The 18925-nt window shown below is 62.0% G+C and carries 18 protein-coding genes; 2 read left to right on the top strand and 16 right to left on the bottom strand.

Annotation, left to right across the window (positions count from 1 at the left end; all coding sequences use genetic code 11):
* Position 1: 1 nt before the first annotated feature.
* Genes mobF through K4G67_RS08780 form a run of 3 tightly spaced genes read right to left on the bottom strand, consistent with a single transcriptional unit; the run spans position 2 to position 5705 of the window.
* The gene (mobF, locus tag K4G67_RS08790) at positions 2-2992 is read right to left on the bottom strand and encodes a MobF family relaxase (protein WP_239806016.1); all 2991 of its coding nucleotides are present in this window, start codon (positions 2990-2992) and stop codon (positions 2-4) included.
* A gap of 3 nt (positions 2993-2995) precedes the next feature.
* Positions 2996-5422, bottom strand: a complete 2427-nt coding sequence (locus tag K4G67_RS08785) for a type IV secretion system DNA-binding domain-containing protein (protein WP_239806015.1) — start codon at positions 5420-5422, stop codon at positions 2996-2998.
* Positions 5415-5705: a ribbon-helix-helix domain-containing protein gene (locus tag K4G67_RS08780; RefSeq protein ID WP_239806014.1), complete on the bottom strand. Its 291-nt coding sequence runs from the start codon at positions 5703-5705 to the stop codon at positions 5415-5417. Before K4G67_RS08780 ends, K4G67_RS08785 begins: the two co-directional genes overlap by 8 nt.
* A 723-nt stretch (positions 5706-6428) precedes the next feature.
* Here K4G67_RS08780 and K4G67_RS08775 point away from each other — a divergent pair.
* Complete coding sequence (locus tag K4G67_RS08775) at positions 6429-6656, top strand: hypothetical protein (protein WP_239806013.1); 228 nt, start codon at positions 6429-6431, stop codon at positions 6654-6656.
* A gap of 93 nt (positions 6657-6749) precedes the next feature.
* Here the strand turns inward: K4G67_RS08775 and K4G67_RS08770 are convergent, their stop codons facing one another.
* The 3 genes from K4G67_RS08770 to K4G67_RS08760 form a co-directional block, all read right to left on the bottom strand.
* Positions 6750-7007, bottom strand: coding sequence for a hypothetical protein (locus K4G67_RS08770; protein WP_239806012.1), 258 nt, complete (start codon positions 7005-7007; stop codon positions 6750-6752).
* A gap of 381 nt (positions 7008-7388) precedes the next feature.
* Complete coding sequence (locus tag K4G67_RS08765) at positions 7389-7835, bottom strand: hypothetical protein (protein ID WP_239806011.1); 447 nt, start codon at positions 7833-7835, stop codon at positions 7389-7391.
* A gap of 560 nt (positions 7836-8395) precedes the next feature.
* Positions 8396-9385 (bottom strand): DUF2493 domain-containing protein, encoded by a 990-nt coding sequence (locus K4G67_RS08760; protein ID WP_239806097.1) that lies wholly within the window; start codon positions 9383-9385, stop codon positions 8396-8398.
* A gap of 421 nt (positions 9386-9806) precedes the next feature.
* Between K4G67_RS08760 and K4G67_RS08755 the strand changes: the two genes are divergently transcribed.
* The gene (locus K4G67_RS08755; RefSeq protein ID WP_239806010.1) at positions 9807-10118 is read left to right on the top strand and encodes a DUF6968 family protein; all 312 of its coding nucleotides are present in this window, start codon (positions 9807-9809) and stop codon (positions 10116-10118) included.
* Positions 10119-10154: 36 nt separating this feature from the next.
* Here K4G67_RS08755 and K4G67_RS08750 read toward each other — a convergent pair whose 3' ends face one another.
* The 10 genes from K4G67_RS08750 to K4G67_RS08705 all read right to left on the bottom strand — a co-directional run bounded on the left by K4G67_RS08750 (position 10155) and on the right by K4G67_RS08705 (position 18803).
* Positions 10155-10421 carry a hypothetical protein gene (locus tag K4G67_RS08750; protein ID WP_239806009.1) on the bottom strand — a complete coding sequence of 89 codons (267 nt, stop codon included), beginning with the start codon at positions 10419-10421 and terminating at the stop codon, positions 10155-10157.
* 57 nt (positions 10422-10478) lie between these two features.
* The gene (locus tag K4G67_RS08745) at positions 10479-10814 is read right to left on the bottom strand and encodes a single-stranded DNA-binding protein (protein WP_239806008.1); all 336 of its coding nucleotides are present in this window, start codon (positions 10812-10814) and stop codon (positions 10479-10481) included.
* A gap of 476 nt (positions 10815-11290) precedes the next feature.
* Positions 11291-11761, bottom strand: a complete 471-nt coding sequence (locus K4G67_RS08740) for a hypothetical protein (protein ID WP_239806007.1) — start codon at positions 11759-11761, stop codon at positions 11291-11293.
* A complete protein-coding gene (locus K4G67_RS08735; RefSeq protein WP_239806006.1) occupies positions 11673-11954 on the bottom strand; it encodes a type II toxin-antitoxin system Phd/YefM family antitoxin in 282 nt (93 codons plus the stop codon). The genes K4G67_RS08740 and K4G67_RS08735 overlap by 89 nt, the downstream gene beginning before the upstream one ends.
* Before the next feature lie 256 nt (positions 11955-12210).
* On the bottom strand, positions 12211-12708 hold the full coding sequence (locus K4G67_RS08730) for a DUF736 domain-containing protein (protein WP_239806005.1): 498 nt from the start codon (positions 12706-12708) through the stop codon (positions 12211-12213).
* Between the two features lie 163 nt (positions 12709-12871).
* The gene (locus tag K4G67_RS08725) at positions 12872-13207 is read right to left on the bottom strand and encodes a hypothetical protein (protein ID WP_239806004.1); all 336 of its coding nucleotides are present in this window, start codon (positions 13205-13207) and stop codon (positions 12872-12874) included.
* Positions 13208-13397: 190 nt separating this feature from the next.
* Positions 13398-13760, bottom strand: coding sequence for a DUF3768 domain-containing protein (locus tag K4G67_RS08720; RefSeq protein WP_239806003.1), 363 nt, complete (start codon positions 13758-13760; stop codon positions 13398-13400).
* Complete coding sequence (locus tag K4G67_RS08715) at positions 13757-14662, bottom strand: adenine nucleotide alpha hydrolase family protein (protein WP_239806002.1); 906 nt, start codon at positions 14660-14662, stop codon at positions 13757-13759. The genes K4G67_RS08720 and K4G67_RS08715 overlap by 4 nt, the downstream gene beginning before the upstream one ends.
* A 1466-nt stretch (positions 14663-16128) precedes the next feature.
* A complete protein-coding gene (locus tag K4G67_RS08710; protein WP_239806001.1) occupies positions 16129-17595 on the bottom strand; it encodes a hypothetical protein in 1467 nt (488 codons plus the stop codon).
* Positions 17592-18803 carry a helicase HerA domain-containing protein gene (locus K4G67_RS08705; RefSeq protein ID WP_239806000.1) on the bottom strand — a complete coding sequence of 404 codons (1212 nt, stop codon included), beginning with the start codon at positions 18801-18803 and terminating at the stop codon, positions 17592-17594. The genes K4G67_RS08710 and K4G67_RS08705 overlap by 4 nt, the downstream gene beginning before the upstream one ends.
* Between the last annotated feature and the right edge of the window lie 122 nt (positions 18804-18925).

The following is an 18925-nucleotide window of genomic DNA, read 5'->3' as shown; positions in this document are numbered from 1 at the left end:
CCTATCGGCTTCGTTCGATGTTGCGTTCGGGCAGATCGAGTTGCGGGACGGATCTCATGCTCTCGCTGGTGAGACCCGGCATCGGCGGCAGCTTGTCGGTGTCGCTGCGTAGTGCTTCGGGAATTTTGGGGCTGAAATCCGCGTCGGCGCGGCGCTCGCCGCGCTGGTCCACGCTCTTCTCACCGATGATCTCGAGCGCGCTCGACTTGTCGCCGGGATTGCGTTCGATCGATCGGAGCAGCTGGTCCTTGTCGTTGGTGACGATCTCGATATCGTTGCGCACGCGCGTCGCCATCACATGGGTCAGGCGCTGGTTCGACAAGTGTCGCTCGGCCGAGTGCATGACCCCGATGCCGTTATCGGTGGTCATGCCCTGGGCCTGGTGCATGTTGATCGCGTAGGAGAGCCCGAGCCGCTCGAGCATCTTGTCGCCGTTGGACAGGTCGACGATCCCGCCTTTGGCATTCTGGATGCGGACGCCGTTCTCGTCGACCGCCAGCACCTTGGCCTGTTCGGAGTTGAGCAGGTCGCGATCCTTGTCGTTCGCCGTCCAGCGGACCTTGTCGCCTTCATGCAGCCGGATCTCGTCCTTTTCGGACAGCTGGATCGCATCGCGCCTGTCGGTCGGGTCGATTTTGGCGGGATCGAACTTGATCTGCCTGCCCTGTTCGTCCTGCAGGATGACCCGGCCCCGCGCATCGTGGCCGATGACCTCGTAGCGGCCGCGCTCGAGCCCTGCTGGAAGTGAGTTGCGGACCACGTCGAGGATCTGTCCGCCATTATAGGTCCTGCTGAAACGCAGTTCCTCGCGCGTGGCGTTGACCTGCGAAAGCGTGGTGAGCGGCTTGCCCTCCCCTGTTAGCGCCCCCTCGCTCTTGAGCCCCTGCTGGACGAGCTCGTTGAGCTCCGCGCGCGCAGAGCGGCCCGAAGCATAGAGCGCCGTCCCCTCCCGTTGTTCCAGTGAAAGCCCGAGCCACTTGTCGGCCGCGATCGTAATATGGCTTTCGTCCTTGCCAGCGCTCTGCACGCGCGGGCCCAGCACCTCGAACGCCTCTTTGAACTTGCCCTCGCGCGTCAGCGTGGCGACCTGCTGCATATGCTCGGTCTTCTGGCGCAGGCTTGTATCCATGCGCGCCATCGCCGGATCGTGGCTCTGGATGAGGCTGAATGCCTTGCCCGCGTCGATCGGTTGCAGCTGCTGGCGGTCGCCGATCATCACCAGACGCTCGACTCCGAGGCTGTTCGCAATGGTCGCGAGGTTGTTCATCTGGTCGTTAGCGACAAGCGAGGCTTCATCGAGCACCAGGACCTTGCCGGCGAGCTGCGCGCGCGATGCCTCGAATCCGGGACCCTGCCCGGCTCTGGCACCGCGGATATGGGCATTGACGAAGGATGAGACGGTCTGCGCCTCGATCTTCGCCTCGTCACGGAGCATGGCGACCATTTTGTTGGCGAATGCGAGGCCGAGGACCTCCTTGCCTTCCTCTTGCGCCACCCCGGCCATGGTCTCGATCATGGTGGTCTTGCCCGCGCCGGCAACGCCCTGGACGACGACGATCCGATCGCTGGTCGACAAGGCGAGCGTGGCCGCTCCGATCTGCTCGCCATTGAGCGGGCGCTCGCCGGCAGCCGCTTGCAGGCGTTCCGCGATATCGCCGGCGCCCACGATGGGCTGCGCCGCACCGCGCCCCCGGTCGATCTCGCCAAGAAGCTGCCGTTCCTGCGCGATGTGTTCGGGCGTGGTGACATGCGTGATGGCATGATCGAGCCGGTTCGTTGCGCCGGGCACCAGCTCGCCCTTCTCCATCAATTGCGAGATCCGCGCCTCGACCTTGTCGACGGTCACGCCCTTCAATCCCAGGTCGACGGCCGTCTTGCCCACTTGCTCCATGGCGAACGCCGCTTCGCGTTGTCCCAGGATCCGGACGGCCGAAGCGACGGCCATTTCGGTGCGCAATTCAGATGGGGTCAGAAAGGCCCGCTGGATACCGTTGGTGGCGAGCGGATCGGAGGGACGGGTGTAGTTGCCGATCGTGTCCCTGATCGCGCCCAGGAGGCTCTGGACGCGCTCGGGCGAGCCGATCTTCTGTTCCGGTGCTTCGCCCCCGCGAGCGCGCGCTTCACTCACCAGTGCCTTGCCGTCGAAGCCCTTTTCGGCAGCGCGCTGCTGCCAGTTTTCGCGCAGCGCTTCCTTGTCCTCCACGTTGAGTTTCGGGTCGCGGGTGTTGACGACCACCTTGTCCTGACCCTTCGGCGTGGTGACACCGACTTCCTTCGCCTTTTGCAGGATCTCTTCGCGGCGCTGGCTGAACTCCTGGATGACGTCCTTGGAGACGCCCTTGATCTCGAACTGGCCGTGCTTGCCGGTGATCTCGGTCTGGTAGCCGATCTTCTCGAGCTCGTTGCGCGCGAACGCATGATAGGCAGAGCCGATGACGCTGTTGTTGCGCCACAACTCGCCGTTCCACAGCGCCTTCCACTTGCCCTCGACCGTCTGCGTGACCGCCGCGACCACGACATGGATATGGCTTTGCGGATCGAGCTTGCGGCTCGTGTCGTGCTGGAAGAGCGCATAGACCAGGTTGCCGGTGCGGACCGGCTCGCCATTGCGGTTGCGGCTGTAGTCGCGCGCCTCTGCAAACTTGCCCTCGACCCAGGACATGGTCTGCTTGACCGCGTTCTGATGCGCTTCGAGGATCCGCTTGTCCCCGGTCACGAGCGCGAGGACGCTGGCCGATTTGGAGAGCGAGAAGGTGAGATCGATGCCCGCGCGCCGGTTCGCCGCTGTGTTGACTTCAGTGCCGTCCGGCAGCGTGGAGTTGAGGATCTTCTCGAAGTCATCCTTGGAGACGTCGCCGCTCAGGCCGAGCGCTTCGGAGCCCTTCCCGCCCCACTCGCTCAGCTCTCCAGGGCCGTCGCCCAGGTAGTAATCGTCCTTCGCGAAATAGTGGGCGGCTCCGCCTGCAGATCCGACAGGTGCAACTGACAGCATGGCTTAGCGCTCCACGTCCATATCGAGGTCGCTCTCGGCTTCCGGATGGGCTTCACGGTGCTTCTGCTCGACGCCGAACCCCCGGCGGTCTTCGCGGGTGATCTCGCTTTCCTGATCGTCCTCCCGCTGCCGCGACGAAGTCTTCTGGTCCGGTCGTTGCGGGCGCGCAGTGAGCGGATTGCGATCGCCTTTCTCGCCGCTACGCTGCTGGCGGGATTTCTCGCGCTGATGGTCTGTTTCGTGATCGGACCAGCGCAGTTTTCCGCGCACCGATCGCTTGTCGCCCGGCCGGGTCTGAGTGGGCTCTGAGCTGGCCCGCTCGTCCCTGGTAGTAGCGATCTGCTTCTCGTCGTCGCTGTGATGCTGCTGGACGCCGCCCTCGACCGCCTCGCGCAACACCTCCGCCGCCTTTTCCGCTTCCGACTTCTCGGTCTCGTCGATCTGCATGACGGGTATCGGCTCGTTCTCGGGCGCATCCCCTTCCCGGCCGCCCTCCCCCACATCCGCGCTATCATCGGACGGAGGGGTGAAGTCGGCGGCGCGCATGGTCGTGACGCGCTCGAAGCCTTCGGCCCGTACCGGATAGTCTTCCCATTCGAGCTTGATACGCGCAGCGGGAAAACCATCGGGGAATTTGACGAAGCCGTGGAGCGATGGAAGGTTCGTGATGTCATCGGGCATCACGAGATTTTCGATCTGCTTGCGGGGCGTGATCGTCGAGGCGTCGCGGGTATTGTTGTAGCCGTAGCTGTAGGCTTCATCCATCTGCCGCACTTCGCGGTTGCCGATGAAATCCGAGCAGCGCTTGGCCGTCTCGATATCGGCTGTTGCGAGGACGAGTTTGGTGCGCGCGAGCGAGCCCAGATTGACCGCTCCGTTCTCGCCGTAAGTCTCGGCCAGCTTGTCGAACGAGTGCATTCCCAGAATGAAGGCACCGCCGACAGCACGCGCGGTCTGCAGACCATGCTCGATGGCAGGAAGCCGATGGAGTGCGTGGACCTCGTCGAGCAGAAACCAGGTGCGCAGGTTGCGGGTGCGTCCCATCCGGAAGAGGGAGTTGACCGCAAGGTCCATCCACAAGGTCAGCAGAGGCCGGTTGAGGACGAGATCGGGATGGGTCGAGGTAATGAAGAGGATCGATCCCTCCTGGACGTCCTGGGTCATCCATTTGTTGATCGAGAAGCCCTCCTCACCTGCGGCCGGTTCGGGCAGGAAGCGCATCACGTTCGCGTTGGCGGTGAAGGTCGCCCGGATCGATTCCGCCATCTTGGCGGCCTGTGTTGCGACCAGTGAGGCAGCGACGGTGTTTTCCAGCTGGCGGCTGATCGATTTGAGGTCCGCCTGCATCAGGTAATAGGCGAGCCCGCCATTGCTGCGGACGTTCATCGTCAGCATCTTCATGCACATCTCGACAAACAGCGTGCGCGCGGCTTTCTGCCAGAAGTCGTCTTCGGCGTTATGGCCGGTGGGAATGAGCGCCGAAGCTGCGCTCATGAACTCGGCGTAATTATCGCAGTCATTGAAGATCGACCAGGGCTGGCAGCGCCGATCCATCGGGTTGAGAATAATGTCGGTCTTGGGGTCGTAGAAGCTTTCGACGAAGCTGCCTGTCAGGTCGAAGATGACGCAGCGGTGGCCCCGTCCGCGCGCCTGCCTTACGATCTTCTTCAGCTCGGTGGTTTTGCCCGACCCGGTGGTGCCGATCAGCATGGCGTGGCTTTGCTCGAGCCGCCACGGCATCGGGACCGTGGCGAACTGATACGGTACGTGAAATCCTGCCCGCGTCCGGGCGCGGACAGTCTGCTTGAGGACGCTGTCGGGAGCGACGGCCGGTTGACGTGCGGCGCACTCTTTGGCGTGCTCGATCGCGTTGTGGCGGCGCACTTCGGCCGCGAGGGTCTCGCGGTCGATCAGGATGGCGCCGCGCTCGTGACGTTCTTTGAGAATTTCACTGCCGCGCTTGCGCGAATAGTCGACGAACCAGATGGTCAGAGGGGCGCAGATGAAGGCGCCTGCGACAGCCGAAGCGAGGCTTATGCGCTTGGCGGTTTCCCATGCGGCTTGGACGGCCGGATGAAAGGGCACGCCGTGCATGGTAATCTCGGCGATCCGGCCACTCGGAAGCGTGAGGTTCACAGACTTCAGCGGGTCGAGCGCGACCCAGTCCCATAGCACCGATAAGGTGCGCATGAGGACCAGCTGGATCTCATGCTTCTGGAAGTAGATAAGGCTGAGGATCACCAGCACGACGAGGGTGGTGAAAAACCACACGAAGATCGGCAACCTGACCCCTGCCCAGGTCATCATCATCTGATGGTGGAACAGCTGCGATCCGCGCGTGAAATTGTCGGTGTTGCGCACCACTTTTCCGCGAGCGGAATCGTGCGTCAGCGTGGCCGCTTTTTTGCTGAAGCGGATATCCTCAGGCATGGTATTCTTCCACGTTCTGGAAGGCCATGTCGACCAGCGCGCCGGCGTCGTCGGGGTATTGCCGCTCAACGAGCAGGGAGAGCGCCAGCTGCGTGTGTTCGAGGATTGCGAGGGTGCGCTGGGTGTTTACCGCGAGCCCGAGCTTGAGCATCGGGAGCCCTACGGCAATTGCGACCCGAATTGCTTCGGAACGGGAGAGCCCTTTGGTCGCCGCATAGGCGTCGAGCTCTGTAAGCATTCCGGGCGGGAGGCCGACGCCGACGCCCTTGAGTGATTCTTTCATGTCCATTCCCACAGTGTTGTGTGGGCATGGCTCGGATATCGCAGCGTCGATTATAGAGCAGCTGAAAGCGGGAGGAAAGTGGAAAGCGTCTTGCAAGATGTTGCAGGCGTAAATACCGGAAATGTCGGCAAATTCCGCGAGCGGGGACCAACCTGAAACATTTTGCAAGACCGCAAATGGAGGCTAAACGACTGTAATACCGTCTTAATCCCCTACCGCGCTGCGGTGTAGGGTGTGCTAAATCAGGGACTTGGAGGGGTACGACTGTCCTGAGTCTGTCCTGTGGGTAGGAGTCTTGATCTCGGAGACCTGCTGCAAGGTGATCGGCCGTAAGGACGGACCGTTTTGGGGTGGCGAATGAGCCGATAGCCCTTGGCTGTAAGCCAGGGCGTATTCGGCTCTCCAGGGCATCGGCATTTCGGCGTGACCTGGATGATGGGGCCGGAATGCGATCGTTACCCGAATGGGCCGAGACCATGCAAAGCATGGGCTCGGTGAGCTTGGTTCGCCGGTCGCCCGTTGTTCCGGGCGATCGGGGGACCTAGCGAATAGAGCGCGGTCCCTTGCCGGCATTGCCGGTAAGGGATCCGGAAAACAACGCCATCTCCACCGCCTACAAATCCGACCAACCCAGTGTCCAAAAAGCAGTTCTGCAGATCGCGCGAATACGATAGTATTCGCGCTCGGATGCAACGCTAACGAGGTGGTGAAATGGTGTCTAAAGTGGAACGCGAACGCGCGGCTTTGGAGCAGGCTCAGAAAGAGGTTGAGGAGCGTCGAAAGAGGCTCGCGGAACTCGAGGAGGAAGAGCAGCAAAAAGCCCTGGAAAAGCTGGTCAAGAAAGTCGGCAGACCCAACGCGATCGAGATCCTGGAATTGAGCGCTGCGATGAAGCCGAAGGTGGCGATCGATTTGCTGAAACAACCGAAGGGTTCTGCGGCTCTGGCGTGACGCTATGCGTCACTCGGTCGGCAGGGGTTCGATGCCCCTGACGACCGATTTCAAACAGACGAAAGATGAGGGGCGCGAGGCCCCTCATCCGTGTCAGAACTCATCGCTCATCTTGCCGTCAGCGGTGTAGGTGATGCTGTCGATCAGGTGGTTCGGTATCGCCCCGTAGTCGCCTTCTTCGAAGAGGCTGTAGGTGCCGTCCTCGTTCTCAATGACGTGGATGTCAAAGAAGGTGTGGAAGGAGCGACGCTCGGCCTGTTGGATCTTCTCGTCGAGAGTGATCGAGCGAGCGATAATGGCATCGGCTGCAAGCGTGTTTTGCGCGGCGTAGGTGGTGATATTGTAGGTCATCGTAAGCCTCCATCTTCTTATGAATGATGGGCTTCTGCGGGCGCGCGGGAGCGATCGGGTCAACGACGGCCGCAGGCCGCCGCGAAGCGGGCGGTGGGGGAACCGATTTGCGAAGCAAATTGGGGGGACCGCCGATCGTTGAGGCGGTCGCTCCCGTGTGGTGCAATGGGAAGGCTGTGATAAGGTTTTCCCTCCCTGCCCTGCCGAGGCGTCGCAATCCGAGGCGCGCAGGCGCCGGTAAGGATTGCCAGCGAGGCGGGGCAGTGCCCGGCGCGATAGCATCATGCAAAAGGAAGGGCGCCGCGGCGATAGCCGGGCGCCCTTCGAGGTTTCCGATAGCGTGGAGGCTTCGCTAGTCGGTCGGAAAATAATGTAGGTGGCTTATGCCCATTCGAGACGCGGGATTTGCTCTCCGCAATCCACGAACGCGACGCGTGCCAACGCGTCGAAGATCGTGCCAATTTGCTGATCTTCGAATGCTTTTGAGGTTGAGGGGTTCTGCAACAGCTCTTGCAGCTTGGACAGTCGGATCGTCCGCTTATCGGGTGTGAGCCTGAGGGCGGTGAGCGCTTTGTGGGCGAGCTCTTCTGCCATCATGAGGTCTGGCGTAAGAGCGATGTGGTTCGATACGCGCAGCAGCGTGTTGAGTTGCGATTCCGAGCGTTCGATGCGCAGCGTTCGGCCGAGGAATTGGGCCTCTTCAACGACGGCGATGACATCCGTTCGGAAGGACAGAACGCGGGCGAAGGTCGCCAGTGCCAAGCCATTGGCAGCGACTTCGAAGTGATAGGCGGATCCTTCCGTCTCGCCGTTGTCGAGGTCGGGCATGAGCGAATTGTCCGATAGGAGTTGGCACAGTGCGGCGAGCTCGCGTGCGCTGAGGATGGCCGGGGTCTAGTGAAGGTGTGTTTCGGTGTCGATGATGCGAAACGTGACGAGCATCTTTTCCTCCTGCTGTTGCTCGTCATCTCCCCTCCCCCTCATCTTTCATTGCTCGTCCTGGCGGGCTTGTGATCCGAAGCGAGGCGGACCGCGCATGGCGAGTTCGGCCGCATGGCCGACCGCCTGCAAGGGACCGCCGGCGCCGGCCACTGACGGTGCATCTTGCTGCGGCCGACAACGGCCGCTCCTGCGCTCGCGATTTGTCCTGTGGCAGGTCCGCCGCGCGATGCCGCACGGTGTCGTCAGGCACCTGCTGGCGAGCGATCCGGCGGACCGGTGTTATGATGTTCTTGTGCGAGGCGTTCGTTCTGTCCCGCTGCTTTGCAATCGACCGGCGATAGCCGCCTCCCCGCCGCGGCGACGGGGCTCGATGCCCCCGAGCCGCGGTAATGCACGACAAAAGAAGAAGGGAGGCCCCGGCGGATGCCGGAGCCTCCCGAAGGGCGTTACGCCCGTCGCGCGATGGTCTCGCTCTGCTGTGTGAGGCGCCGTACGTGCAAGGGCACCCCGGCTGTGCGGAGACGCTGGGCGAGGTTCGCCTGGATGCCGGAACCTTCGCAGATTAGCGCTTCGACCGGGCGGAGCTTTACGAGGTTCTCGTTGCGGACAAACGGGGCGCGATTTCCGAGCTTCCGGTCGGGCATGTAGAGGATCGTCTTGACCCCGTTTGCCTGCGCCCACGAGGCGGCCATTGCATCGACGCCCTTGCGCATTCCGGTCGTTGCGAGGACCATGCTCGGGATGCGGGCCTTTATGTCGTCGAGAATGTCCCAGATCATGTGGTGGTCGTGCCAGCCCTCTTGTCCGCCCGAGACGACCACCATCGGTCCCTCAGGAGTGTATTGCGCGCGGCGTTCCTGCGCCCTTGCAGCGAGGTAGTCCCGTGCCTGGATTTGTGAGGCGGTGACCCCGTTCTTGCTGACCTGCGATCCGCGCGTGGCGGTGAATGGACGGCCGGTTTCGACCCGGTAGACATCCGAGGCGTGGTCGCGCATGGCTTCGAGCGCTTCGCGGCAACCCTGCAGCGTCTGGCAGAGCAGCTGCGTTTCTTCGAGTTCGACGGCGTAGATTTCCGACGGATCGAAGTGCCGGGCCATCTCGCCCAGTTTCTTCGCTGCTTCGTCTTCGCGACCTTCGGCCAGGCGGGCGGTCATGTGGAAGGAGTTGACCATCCCCCAGGCAAGCTGCTGCGCGAATTCCTCCATCCTCGTGTCTTTCAGGACGTCGAAGATCGTGCCGATTGCCATCTCCACCGCGCGGCGCGCCATGTCGGGATCGGGCATCTCGGCAGCGACGGGCTCCTCGACGATTGAGAGTTTCGCCAGATCGCTGTGTTCGATGAATGCGCCATCGTAGGTTTCGGTGACCTCTTCGCGGTTGTCTGCCAGCTGGATGCGGGCGTTTGCGAGGTCGGCGAATGAGTTGAACTTCTGCATGATAAGCCTCCAATTTTCTGAATCCGTCATCCTCTTGATGACACTCATCATCAGGCACGCGATGCTCAGGGAGGTCAGGGACGGCCCGCAGGGCCGCCGCGAAGCGGGACGCGGGGGAGCCGATTTTGTCGGCGCCCTGGAGCGAAGCGGAGGGGTGTCGAGAAAATTGGGGGGACCGCGGATCCTTGACGGACCGCCAAGCTCGCGTGCCATACTTGGACTACAGTGTGAGAGTTATTTGTTATCGGTTTGGCGAGACGATCGTGAGCCACCCCGGCGGTGCCGGTGGCGATCTGTTGGGTTCCTGTGATCTGCTTGGCCGTGGCACCCAACATGACTCGTTTCGGCAGAACCTGCCTTTCGGCTATCGATCCATTGCAGACATTGTCGCTGGGCGGCATAAAGTGGTCCAATGGCATTCGTGGAACGCACTTTTTCAGCACCGGACGGCGAAGTGTTAGTGCACTTCGAAGCGCCAGTCCTTGCCCCCGGGGGCGAGTATCGCTGTCGTTGGCGGATCCAATGGCCGGACCGAACTAGCAGCCAGGAAACTGCCGGGATCGACAGCATTCAGGCTTTGATGCTTGCGATGCGGACTGCTCGTGCGGATTTAGAAGAGAGCGACCACTACAAGGCCGGAACGCTGACCTATTTGGACCAAACCGATCTGGACCTGCCGCCAGGCTGGGGTCTTGGCCCTTTGTATGATTCTGGCCGACCTCCGGTCGAATGAACGCAAACCACGCAAGTGCTGACACCGGCACGGCAGCTAAGCCGCCATCGCAAGGTTTGCCGCGATATCGGCGCGTTGAGCTTCCAGGTTATAGAGATGCGCGAGATACAGATGGCCGAATGCCAGTGTTTCGGCGAGATCGTCGTCGTCGCGCAGAATGGCGAACGCGGCTGCGCGATCGAGTTCATCTAGGTCGATGGCATTGAGGAAGCGTTCGCGTCGGTCCGCATAACGCTCCATCTCGTGCATGATACGCTCGGCGCGCGGGATATCGCGCTCGGCGAAGAGGCCGAAGTCCTTCATGGGTTCCTCCTGATGGGTGAAACGAGAAGGGCGGCGCCGCAGCGCCGCCCTTTCTGGTCAGATGAACATCACGTTCTCGGCGATGATCTCGCAGCCGTAGCGGTCGTTGCCGTCGGCGTCCCTCCAGCGGGTGTAGTGGATTCGCCCGGTGACGGCGAGCTGGTCGCCCTTCGCCTTGTGCTCGCGGATCGGCATTCCCATGCCGTTGAAGATGGTGACCTTGTGGAACTCGGCGTCGGTGATGGTGTAGCCGGTTTCGGGGTCCTTCTGCGTCTTGCCCTGGCGGATGCGGGGGCGTTCGGTGACGAGCGTCAGCTCGGTGATGCGGGTGTCGCCGTTGTCGCGGGCGATGGGGTCCTTGGCCAGACGGCCGACAAGGTTGACGTTGTTCATTTCGTAAGCCTCCAATGGTTCCGGCGAACCGTCCGCCGGTGCCCCTTATCGAGCCCCGCAGGAGCGGGCCGGGACACCGGAGCGTCAGCGAAGGGGAACATCGAAATTCGGGGTGGTGCGGGCAGGTCGCGCAGCGACCAACACGGCCCGATATTTCGGTGTTGGCCCGGTCTGCCCGGAGGGGCAGGGGCACTGCGCGGCGGACGGTTTTTGCCGGGACTTTGTGGCTGTCAGCGAAATGGCTCCGACATTGACGGATGCGTTCTGGCGGGAGTTCGCGGCTGTTGCTTCAGGACACGTCCTCGCCGCCTGTCGATCGCGGAGCGCTCCTGCTCGAGTGGGCGAGGTGCGGATTCCGATTGGTCGTCGCCGCACGTCGGAGGCTGCAGCACCGGTAGTCCTCTAGGGCGAGCTTCCGTCCGGCTAGGCTGAAGGCGCGAGGATTAGGCATCGGTTTGCCGCGTCGCTCAGCCTGGTCAGGACTCGCGCTTGACCTGCGTGGCGCCCCGGTTCGCAAGCAACGCCGAGAGAACCTGGCGGGCGATTTTGGACGGCATGGTGCCGAGATGAATACGTCCGTCGTGCAGGGGTTCGATATCGGGCCCGACCCACACGAAGCGATTATACTCGGTAACGATCACCCGGGAGCTGGAGTCGAGACCAAGATGTTCTTTTACGGCATCGGGAAGGGCGATCGAGTTGGCTCCGGTGTGATCGCTTGTCGTGAGCGCCGTCGTGAAGATGACCGTTCCGCTGGGTGTTTCGTCAACGCTGAGGACGAGGCAGGGACGCGCCTTGGCGCCTTCTTCTATACCTCGGGCCGCTTCGCGAGCCCAGAGGTAGCGGTAATTGATGATGTCAGCTGGTCGCGGCTTCGTCCACGAGGGCGTTGAGGTCGTCGGCTTCTTTTGAGAACCTGGCGTTGGAGAGGGCCCGGAAGTCGTCATTGCTCATATCCTCTGCAGCGACGGCGACATGGTCGCGGAGCGCCATTTCCTTGTAGATGTCGGCACGCATCAGGACGAGACGAACAGCTCCGTGACGCTCGATTTCAAGTGGATGCGCCATGGCTTCGTCCGAGTAGTAGCCAAACTTCTTCTGGACCTCTGAGGAGGCGACTGGTGGATGTGGAGTGCCCATGATGAGTGTCCGTTGTTCGAGTTAAAGGTGCGAATGCCGCAATCCTTGTAAAGTCCGTATAATACGGAATTCCAGTGATGTGAAGCGTCTGCTTGCTTTAGCGATCTGATCGTTCGCCTACACCTGCCCCCTTCTCCTTTTAAGATGTGCAGGGAGACGCGAGAGGTGGTGGCAAAAAAACGGCCCGTTCCGGTTGGAACGGGCCGCCAGGTCATCGCGGTGGGGAGTTGCCGCGCAGTTCGGTATCGGATTGGTATCAGGCGTCGACGTGCTCCTTCGCCTTGGCGCCTTTCTTCGGCGCGGGTGCGGTGCTTTCGCCCAGGCCGTCACCGGACGGATCGTTGCCGCCTAACGGGGGCGTGTCGTCGCTGCCAACTGGCGGCATCGGCGGGAGACCGTCGTCGCCGGCGGATGCGGTCGGCAGGGTGCGCTTGCGCTGCGGGCGACGCCAGGCGACGTTGTAGCTGCCGTCATCCTGCTGGAAGCACGCGATATCGATCGGCTTTTCCAGGCTCGGATCGTCGATCCGGCCGGAGAGAAACACCTCGCCGCTCTCGCTCGAGGAATACTGCCACAGTGCCCCGATCTTCACCCAGCTGCGGCGATCGGCCGACAGCGCCATCACGTCGAAGGCGGGTGCCCGGTCGTTGTTCGAAACCACTTCGCGCAGCGCCACCGTGGCGGCGAAGGTCAGTGTGACGATGCGGCCGATGTGGATGCCCTCGTCGTTGCTCTTCAGATTGCCGATGTTCATTGTACGTCTCCTGGTGCTTCCACCGGACCCCTTGTCCGGCGCACCTTCTCCCTTCCCCCTCTTCCCCCGGGCCATCGGCCCGGCAGCGCGCGAACCCGCGCGCATCCGCGCCGCCCATGGGGCGAGCGCGTCGGTCTTGATGGAGCGAAGCTGAGCGGAGTTGCTAATCCTTGAGGCGCCGAGCGTTCAGCTTGGCGAGGAATGCTTTCGCGTCTTGCTGGGCAGGACCATCGTGAGCCGCGAGCGTCTTCATCCGCTCGATCTGGAGTGTGGCGCTGAGCCCGTTGGGGATCAGGCAATACGGTTCGAGAAAGCGGATGGCAGCTTCTGGCGTTTCGATTTCGCCGAATTCCGTGCCCTCCCAGATGAAGGCTTCGTCCTCCCCGTTGCCGTCGTCGCGAAAGACCTGCACGAAGAATGTCTGCAGCGGCCTGTCCCATCCGACGACAGCTTCGGTTGCCTCAACGTCAAATTTGAGCGGCACGATATGTCTGCTCATAGTGCGGTCCTCATGCTGCGATGCGATGCGTGGCGATCGGCACCATCGGCGCTTTTGATGGCAGCGCGGGTTTTTTCGAGCGCGCGCGGACAGTCGGCCTTTCTGAGAAGGTCACGCGCTATGCGCAGATGTCTGAGCGCAGCTCGGACATTCGCGCGCGTATCTGTGCGGGCCGGGCGGATGTGTCCCATCAGTTGTCCTCCGGAGCCATGATCGTGATGATCCTGCGCGTCTTCGAGGCGTCGGTCGGATCTTCGGATCCCCATTCAAGAGTTGGATCGTAATAGTCGATTTTCATCATGATGCGGTGGCCGTCGACTTCGAAAATGCTGAGGTCACGCTCCGGTGAATCCTTGGAGAACGTGCAACGGCGCATGGCTTTCATGATTCTCGCCTGCGCGATGATATCGTTGGCGTGCGCGCCGTCGCTGAACTTGTTGAGCAGGTTTGTCGTGAAAACGACCCCGGCCTGGCGGTCGAGGCCTTGGCGAGCGCGGTCGTTGAGGCGGGCGATTGCCTCTGTGCGATCGAGTTTGTCGATGGCGAGTGTCATGCGGCGTCCTTTCTGATGCCGGCGTGGAACTGGTCGAGCCAGGCGGCTAGGTGCGGCCGCGTCCCGATCGGCTGCGTTGCGGCGATTTGCTGGAAGCGGACAAGGTCTGCAGGGGCGCTTGCGACGATCGTATCGATCTCGTCCTCCGGCAGCAGCCGTTCGGTGCGGATGAAGTCGGTCATTCGTCCCGGCTTGGTCTTGGTGCTTTTGCGCCAGAGACCTTCAACGGTGCGTAGCCGCGGGGCTGCTCGAGCTTCGATGAGCACGATGATTCGCAGCCAGCGGGGCGGAAGCGCGCGGATCTCTTCGGGTTTCATGGCGACGCAAAACACGCATGAAGACTTGGGTGGCACCGGCAGGCTGGCGTCGCATATGCGCTGTACGCATCGATCGCGGTCCCACCCCCATTCGCGCAGCGGATAGCGGTTGTCGAAAAGTGGATCGTCGATGCGGGCAGCGTGTGCGTAGCGCCGGGTGTCGCGGGGAGAGGCATTGTAGCCGATCATCCGGACAATCTTTTGCCCGGCGTTCCATGCGGCCAGCGCGGGCGGCCATTGCTTGATGTAGGCTTCCTGCGGTGTTGCTTTGTATTTCAGGCTGCAGCTGTGCCGCCCGAATGCGATGCTTGGCAGGCATCCATTGGTGAGAAGCGATCCGGCCAGGTCTTCGTATGGTGGCCAGTTCTTGAAGCGCTTGGTGACATAGCGGACGGTCTCATGGTGGATGCCCCGCTCGGCCATCCAGCGTCGCATCATGCGAAGATAGTCATACGTTTCCGGCTTTTCCGCGCCAGGGTCAGCCGTGAGAACGAGGTCGGGAGGCGTGCCTCGGGCTTCGAGTTCGATCAGCAGTGCGGTGCTGTCTACTCCCGCGCCGTAGCAGAGGACCGATGGAGTACGCATGTCACACGTCCAGCGCGGCTGTATCGAGCTTTACCTCGACGGTCTCTGCACCGACCGAGATGACCAATCCTCTTCCCTTGGGCAGGAGCCAACGATTGCGGTGGATGAGGTCTCGAAACTGCCCGCAGATTGCGGCGTCTTCGCCCAGGAGGATCTCGGTGGCCGCCTTTCGCGCATCGCGCAGGAACCGGTCGTGTTGGGTGCTCCAGGAATCGGCGTCGCTATCGCTGCTTGCGCAAAAGCAGACGGCCTCGAGGAGATCGACGAGCGTGTCGGGCGTCAGCGATGGCGACGGCGTCCAGGCTACGCGGATGTGCTCGATCGTATCGTACCAGATCTCGTCGTCTATCCCGAAAGCGAGATCGGTCTCGATGGTCGTCTGCACTGTCGAGCCGGCTGTTTCGATGTCGAAGGTCAGTTCGATGCGGTCGGCCTCGATGTTCTCTGTCACGGGGGAGGTGTCGTCTCCGTCCGAACGAATTATCGTGGATCCGCCGCCATGCGCGATGTGGAAGCTCGCGCGGCATAGCCGAGGCAGGGCATCGTACCAGGAATAGCCCGCAAAGGGCGTGTGTGGCTCGACGAGGCGATTTCTTAGCGGGTTGTCGCGGAGGGCTCGTGCCAGGGGCTGGTCGATGACGGGTTCGAACGGCTCGACAATGATGATGTCTGCATCGGCATCGCGTTCGCTATGGTCGGCGAGTGTGTCTTCGTCGGCCGCAACCGCGGGGCTCCAATGGAGCAGTTTGGATTCGGCCTCCGGCAGCGTAATGCCAAGTTCTCCGGCGCGCTTCCATTGGTCGAAGGACAGGCGGTGGCTCGGCCGATTTCCGATTGCTTCGTAGATCGCGCGTTCGCACGCGACCTTCAGCGCCTTGTAGGCTGAGTTGGAGACGAATTCCTTACGTGCGGGCAGGACCAGCTGCAGGTCGGGTGTGTTGCCGATCTCGATCTTGGTGAAGTAGCGCGGTCCGCCCAGGCTTTCAGCCAGGTCGTAGAAACGACTTTGGACCGTCAGGCCGTGGAAATTCACCGACGGGTTGTTGTAGGAAGGAACGCCGGTGAACACGCCGATCCGCGACCCCTGCCATTCGGTGATGTGCAGCGCATCGGCGAGGAAGTCCCGGCGCGGCACTTCAACGTCGTTCGCCAGAACCGGCAAGGCAAAGAATTCCGCTGCGCGGGTCACGCTTCGCTCGATATAGTGCGCGGTGGTGTCCGGCAGGACAAAGCTGATAGTCGTGCCGATATCGCGCGCGGCTTCTTCTAGCTCGAGCGCGACATCGCCGGTCCAACCGTAGCTTGGAACCGTCAGGCTCCATGCTGTCTTGTGCGATGCGTGGCGTGAAGTGACTAGAATGGTGCGTCCGGCCAGGCTGAAAACGCCCATCCCTGCCGGATCTTCTCGCTGTGCGATTTCCTGATTCCAACCCGAGCTTCCCAAGGCGAGGAATCTGGCCGGATCTTCAATTCCGCATCCATCGTCGGACACGGCGACGTGTGTCATGCCGTCGAGTTCGGCGTAATCGATCGTGATCCGGCTTGCGCCGGCTCTTCGTGCGTTTTGCAGGAGCTCGTTCAGTATGTCGCCCGGCGTCCCGTTGAACAGGCGTGTGACCTTGGTGATCGTTTCCGGGCTTACAGTCGGTCTGACGGTCGTGAGCAGCATGATGAGCCTCCTTATTAATCTGTAGGCGCTCTTGCCCCTCCCCCTCCTCTTTCGGGTTCAAGGAGAGGATTAGCTCTTTAGATGGCGGAAACGGCAAACGAGGGCGCCGCCCGAAGGCGAAGCCGTGCTGTTTGGCGTATTTCGAAACCGACATCGCCTTGCGGTCCAGCGCGAGTGCGAGATCTGCGATGGCGATGCCGTTGCGGAAGGCGATCACGAGGGCGTCATGGTCGCCGTCGTCCCAGCTCTTGATGTAGCCATGCTGCAGGCCGAGCACGTTTGCGCGTGTGAAGACCGCTGCCTTCGTCCGGCCGAGTTTCTTTGCGAGCTGCGGAGTGGGCGTCCGTCCGTATTCTTCGCGGAGCGTCGCCAGATCGTCCTCCGACCAGTCAGGTCCCTGCCGGAAGCCGTTCTTGTTGGGATGGTGGCCCCGCAAGCCGAGATATTCTGCGCGCCAGCGGATCGAATGGTTCGACCGGCCGAGCCGGGTTTGCAGCGGTGTGAGGCTTAGCCCTTGTGCGTAGGCCTTTCGCAGGAGGCAGTCTTCCTCGTCGATCCAGTTTCTGCCCCATCCGCGGCCGTAACCTGTAGCCCGAAGTTTGCTGCCGAAGCCGGCCTTGCTGCGCTTCGGGAAACCTTCGGCCTCAAGTACTGCCATGATTTCGCGGTATGGAAGCCCGTCTTCAGCAAGCTGCAGCGCGCGACCGAGCTCTGCATCGCTCCAGTCAGCCGGATGGTTTGGGTGACGTAAACCTAGTGCGCTGGCTCTGCTGGCCGTGCCCGAAATGGGGCGCCCGATCAGGATTGCGATCTGCTGGATGGGAATCGCGCGCCGGTAGCCTTCCGCCAGCTGAGCGTCCTCCCATTGTGTCCATCCCGGCGGGTTCGCTTCGCTCAGGCCCAGGATCGAGGCCCTGGCATAGACTGCGCTGCAAGACCGGCCAAGGGATTGCGCTACGGCCGCGGTCGGTTCGTTGCCGTAGCGCATCGACAGTTCGCTATCGTCTTGTTCTGTCCATGGCTGGGTTGAGTTTCTCCTGAGTCCGAGTTCGTAGATTCGCGTTTGCACTGCAGCCCTGGTCCGGCCCAATCGGTCTGCGATATCGCCGATTGGACGGTCTGCTAGAAACATGGCGACCAGATCGTCCATCTCGTCGGGAAGCCATGCGTCCGGCCTGAAGGCGATTTCGCGGAGAGGCTTGGAGGTGGACGACAGAGATGGCGCCAGAGGCGTGAGCTCGACGATGTCGAAGCAATAGGTCATGCGAGGCCGACGAGTTGCACGCCGGTATTCTTCTGGCGAAGACGAGCGCTCAATCTGGCAATGCGATCGTCGTTCCGGTGCGTGCCTTCGATTGCGCCGATTGCCGCAAGCGCGTCGATGGCGTCATTGATGGTCGTGAGATCGGCTCCGACATGGCCGGCAAGCTCGCTCGCTGTTGTTGCGTTCGGTGCGATTCGGGCGAGAGCTTGAACGACTTGCGTAGCCGTCGGCGCGACCGGATTGAGCAAGAAGCAGTCGAGTGCCTGAGTCCCGCGCAACGTCAGTTTGCGGGCATCGCCCGAATTGGCGAGATCTTTCATCGCGTCGAGGTCGAGAAGGCGGGCGGCCTCCTCTGCACTGATGTCGGCTGAGCCGATCAGCTGGGGCGTTGCCCCGATATGCTTCGTAATCGTCGGATCGATCTTCGAGAGGCGTGGTTCGGGTGCCAGCGCTGGTCCCAACGCGAAGAATTCGCCCGGAGCGAGCTGCCTTAGTCGCTCGGCATCTTTCGGGTTGAAGCCAAGGAAATCGGCAGCCCGGTTTACGTCTCGGTCGAACACGTTGAGGCCGACGAGAAAGTTGAGAAGCTCGCTGGTGACCGAAGCGTTGAGCTTTGCAAGCCGCTGGGTTGCCACGATTGTCGCGAGGCCCCGCTTGCGTCCGCGGGCGCAAAGGTCGGTCAGTGTGGCGACCCCGAGCCGGCGCGTCTCAGCGTCTTGCGCGGTGCCGGCGAGATGCGGCGCCAGAAGGTGCCCCTCGTCGATGCAGACGAGCATGGTATTGGCCCACATTTCATTGGGTACGCTCATGAGGCCGGCGAAGAACGCCGCGGCCTTGAGGATCCGCTGTTCGGCGTCGAGGTCGGAGAGGTTGATGTGGAGCGGAATTCGGTGTTGGCGTGCGCGCACTGCAGCGGACGTCATGCCTTCCGTCGTTAGATCTGCCGCTCTGATCGTGGCGGCACCGATATGCTCGGCAAGGTTATCGAATTCGCCCTCCGGATCGACGATCACGGTGGTCATGTATTCGAAGGCTTCTTCGATGATCCTGCGCAGGGTAGCGCTCTTGCCCGCGCCGCTTGATCCTTGGATCAGCAGGCGTCCCGCCAGGAGCTTGTCGAGGTCAAGCTCAAGCGTTCCGGCGCAATTGCGCCCTATCGGCACGCAATTGGCTTTAGGTTGTAGCTGAACAATTGTTTCGGCGGACATGATGCCCTCCTTTCGGTGAGGTTAGCCGACTTGCTTTGAGGCAGCTTCTTCCCGCTGGGCACTCATCGCTATGCGATGTTCCGCAAGGCGGGCGTCTTCAGCCGCGATGAAGGCGAGGAGCT

This window comes from Croceicoccus hydrothermalis (assembly GCF_022378335.1).
In the GTDB taxonomy this organism is placed as follows: domain Bacteria; phylum Pseudomonadota; class Alphaproteobacteria; order Sphingomonadales; family Sphingomonadaceae; genus Croceicoccus; species Croceicoccus hydrothermalis.
Note: the sequence above shows the minus strand (reverse complement) of the source record. Positions and strands in the feature narration are given on the sequence as shown.